The following is a 4,317-nucleotide window of genomic DNA, read 5'->3' as shown; positions in this document are numbered from 1 at the left end:
AAAAAAATGAATGGAGCCACCTTTAGTTGGGTATTTACTTTTTTGGCTCTAATAGAAAAAAGATTAAAACTGAAAATTCTGGCATTATTTATGCAACGCTAGTGAAGTTATTCATATCAGACATTTTGAAAAAACCTTTAAATGTGAAGTTTGCTGATCCAGTTATCACCGAATGTTTATCAAAGATGTATAGTTTTGTATGCAAATCTTGCAGTGCATATAAATTGGCACCTGTCGCTTCACCAGCTGCACGTGCTTCCTTACGCCACTTGTACAAGGTCACTTCTGTGATGCCTTCTTCTTTGGCAATTTGCTTCACTGCTTCACTGCTTCACTGCTTCATTGCTTGGTGGCATCATGCGTTTCACAATAGCTTCTTTTTGTTCCTTCGAATAGCGTACTCTATTTCCTGTCATATCGATTGACCTCCGTGTTAGTTACTTAAGTATAACACTAAAGTATCCTACGACATTTATCCTAACAGAGGGGGTTCCGCATTTCTCTTTTTTAAACTTGCTTTATACCATTCATCATGTTAGGCTAACAATTGACCGTTATAGTATTATAGTCATTATGAGGAGAATTTGTTAATGATTCAGGATAAAAAGTTGAACATTATTAATGCCGCGATGAAATCTTTTAGCCATTTTGGTTACAAGGCAACGACGATGGACCAAATAGCAAAGATAGCACAAGTAGGAAAAGGAACAATTTATACGTATTTTTCTTCCAAAGAGGATGTACTAAATGAAATTATTAAATTATATGTTATTGAGATGAGACAAGTCGCCAGAGGTGCGATTATACAGGAAGATCCGTTTGTTAAAAATTTCAACGCAGCCTTGCATGCGATAACTAAATTCCAGGAAGAGCATGAGTTAATGATTAAGCTTTCCCAAGAAGTAAAGGATATGGGGACCCCTGAAGTAATTGAAGTGCTGCAAGAGGTCGAAGATGAAATCTGTGAATTTATCGAAATGAAAATCACAGCAGCAATTCAGCGGGGAGAACTGCAAAAGTGTGATCCTAAAATGACAGCATTTCTAATGTTCAAAATGTATATAAACCTGGTGAATGATTGGAAAGAACGGCACCAAGCACTGGATCAAGATGAAATTACAGGTTTCATTAAGATGTATTTTATAGAGGGAATAGGTAATAAAAAATAAATTATCTATATACTAGTACATACACAAATAAGTTAAACGCATATTTAGTTAGGAGTAGCGTGTTGCTAAATGAAGTTTAACTTCATTTTTTATTTTAAGTTGACCGGAAAACGATTCTAGTCAATAGTTACTTTATAATATTGGAGGAAGTTATGAAAAACGTTTGGAATATCTTTAAGCAAGATCTAAGGAATATAAAGCGAGTTCCTTTTATCGGTCTTCTGCTAATCGCACTCACTATTTTACCTGCATTATATGCATGGTTTAATCTAGGTTCTACATGGGATCCTTATGCAAATACAAAGAGTATACAAATTGCTGTTGTAAATGAAGATGTAGGGGTAGAAATAGAAGGGGAACTAATAAATATAGGGGAGGAAATTGTTGAAAACCTCAAAGATAATGACGATTTTGGTTGGCAATTTCTTTCCAAACAAGAAGCAGAGGATGAAGTAGAGCTTGGAAATATATATGCTGCCATTTATATCGAGGAAGCTTTTTCGCAGGACTTGGTCCAGATTCTAGATGGAGAACCGAAGCAGGCGGAAGTATTGTATCAAGTGAATGAGAAAATCAATGCAATTGCTCCTAAAATGACATCAGCTGGAGCTTCAGCAATCGTTACGGGAATGAATAATCAGTTCATCGAAGAAACATCAAAAGCCCTTTTTGAACAATTTGACAAGCTCGGCATTCGAATGGAAGAAGGACTTCCGACCATGCGGAGACTAAAGCATATCATCGGTGAGCTTGAGGAGCGTTTCCCAGAGATTAATCAATTCGCGGAACGATTAATTGGTGTCGAGGAAGACTGGGATGAGATTGATGATAGTGTTGAACAATTTTTAGCAATAGGGGGCTATTTTCCAGAAATTCATCAGGGTGCCAATTTAATCTATGACTTGGAGAAGAAGTTTCCAGAAATTAATCAGTTAGGTGCGAAGATGATTAAGCTAGAGGAATCCATTCCAGAAATGGAAGTAGCTATTAAAGATATAAGCGCGATTGGCAATCGTTTTTTTGAAGTGACGGAGCAGTTGGAAGAAGCCTACGAGAAAACGAAAAGAGCGGAAGAGATTATTGGCCGTATGCAGGAAGCAATCCCAGCATTAGCTGAAAAAAAGGAAACAGCAGAAGAATATATTGAGGCGTTACAAACATTTATTGATGAAGCTTCTGAGTCTGCAGTTACAATAGATGAAATCATTAAACAACAACTTCAATTTATAAATAGAGCAGCTCAGATGACCAATCAAGTTCTTGCTATGCTAGAAAATGAGGAATCGCTAGATGAAGTAACTGAAACCATCACAAAAATAAACGAGCAATTAATCAATCAGCTCAATGTAATCGACCAAACAATCGAATTATATAATTTGTTAGATAAGGACAAGCAAAATGAAGATGTCCAAGCAACGGTTCGTGAATTGGTGAGTCTGAGAGAGGACTTATCCGCTTTACAAGAAGTTCTGGTTTCACTAGAAAATGAGCTGGAACAAGGAAGTATCGACTCAAATCAATTCAACAGCGTTCGTGAAAGAACCCAAAGAGTCGAGCAAGCATCTGAACACTTGGCTCACTCTATAAATTGGGAATCGGGAAAGACGCTTACTGCAGCCTTTACAGATTTAATTGAGCGGTATGGGCAGTCGAACAATAGATTAATGGATGCTTACTCCGATTTAGATTCACTTAGTGACATACTAGCCCACGCTGATCAGATAATAAATACGGGTGGAGAAACAATAGAGAAGCTACTCAATGACTTACCTGATGTGGAAGCGAAAGTAAAAGGTCTCATTGAAAAAACAGAAGCCGAGCTTCCAAAAGCAATTACGGTTATCGAAACCTTAGCGGCATTTGTTGATGAAAAACTACCGCAAATCGAGGATAGGGTGCATGCAGTAGCTAACATGATGCGCAAGGAACTTCCTTTAATCGAAGAAAGATACCATCATGTAGCTACGATTTTAGAAGAAGAAGTTCCTAAGGTGAAAGATTCATTAAGTGAATTGAATCATTACAGTCGCGAGTATTTGCCTGAGTTTGAAGAGGTTATTCATCAGACGGTAAATCACTTCAGTGAGATTGAGGAAGAGGATAAAATCAATGATTTAATCAATATTTTACGAAATGATTTAGATGAGGAAAGTGACTTCTTTGCAAGTCCAATTCATCTAAAAGAAGAGCGTTTATTTGAAATCCCGAATTATGGCTCAGCAAATGCGCCGTTTTATACAGTACTAAGTATTTGGGTAGGGGCACTGTTGTTATCCAATTCCATTACAACCAATGTCCATCCCATTGATATGCGAAAAGATTACACTATTCGCCATGTGTACTTTGGTAAACTTATTTTATTTTTAATCGTCGGTGTTCTACAAGGACTTGTTGTTAGTATTGGAAATCTACAACTGCTTGGCATTTACGCAAAACATCCTGTTCTATTCGTCGTATTTTCTATTTTTATTTCAGTTGTATTGATGACAATCGTTTATACGCTAGCATCCATCCTAGGGAATATCGGTAAGGGACTTGCAATTATTTTACTTGTGCTTCAGTTATCAAGCAGTGGCGCTACATTCCCAATTGATGTCGCACCACCGTTTTTTCAATCGATTCACGCATTTATGCCATTTACCTATGCGATTAACCTATTGAGAGAAGCAGTAGGAGGAATGATTCCAATCCTCGTTCTAAAGGATATGACAATTCTACTCTTATTCATGCTTCTAGCGTTCTTTGTTGGAATCGTATTAAAACCACTGCTCGCCACTCGAATGCAAAAAACATTTGAGAAATCGAAAGAAAGCAGGATGGTGGATTAAGTAGGAAACATGGGGACGGTTCGAGACCACTGAGGCACCAATGGATATCAGTCCCCGCCAACTACGCTGGCTATTAGACGGGCTATCTATTGAACAGAAACAAGCGTATCCAGAAGTGAAAGCACGTACCATTCTATAAAATCAAGAAAAATGAGAATCCGACTAGTCCATTCGGGTTCTCTTTCGTATAATGAAACTATGAAAAATACAGACACCCAAAAATCAGGAATCAATTGAATACTATAAAGAGCGTAACGAAAAGCTTGAAATAGAGAAGGAAGCTTTGGAAGCAAAGCTAAAATGGTATGAGGAGCAATTTC

General features: G+C 37.5%; 4 protein-coding genes. 2 read left to right on the top strand and 2 right to left on the bottom strand.

The features are described from left to right. Positions 1-88 precede the first annotated feature (88 nt). Positions 89-319 carry a phospholipase D-like domain-containing protein gene (locus ACFSBH_RS05660; protein WP_251517850.1) on the bottom strand — a complete coding sequence of 77 codons (231 nt, stop codon included), beginning with the start codon at positions 317-319 and terminating at the stop codon, positions 89-91. Positions 320-590: 271 nt separating this feature from the next. On the opposite strand from ACFSBH_RS05660, the gene ACFSBH_RS05655 reads away from it, so the two are divergent. Both ACFSBH_RS05655 and ACFSBH_RS05650 read left to right on the top strand, forming a co-directional pair. Beyond that, positions 591-1,169: a TetR/AcrR family transcriptional regulator gene (locus tag ACFSBH_RS05655; protein ID WP_251517853.1), complete on the top strand. Its 579-nt coding sequence runs from the start codon at positions 591-593 to the stop codon at positions 1,167-1,169. Positions 1,170-1,321: 152 nt separating this feature from the next. After that, complete coding sequence (locus tag ACFSBH_RS05650) at positions 1,322-3,997, top strand: YhgE/Pip domain-containing protein (RefSeq protein WP_251517856.1); 2,676 nt, start codon at positions 1,322-1,324, stop codon at positions 3,995-3,997. A gap of 86 nt (positions 3,998-4,083) precedes the next feature. Here ACFSBH_RS05650 and ACFSBH_RS05645 read toward each other — a convergent pair. Beyond that, the coding region (locus ACFSBH_RS05645; RefSeq protein ID WP_379596483.1) for a hypothetical protein at positions 4,084-4,317 on the bottom strand (234 nt) is incomplete at its 5' end.

Origin of the sequence: Oceanobacillus luteolus, assembly GCF_042678205.1 — a bacterium.
Lineage (GTDB): Bacteria > Bacillota > Bacilli > Bacillales > Amphibacillaceae > Oceanobacillus > Oceanobacillus luteolus.
The sequence above is the reverse complement of the archived record's forward strand: the minus strand, read 5'-3'. Positions and strand labels throughout refer to the sequence as shown.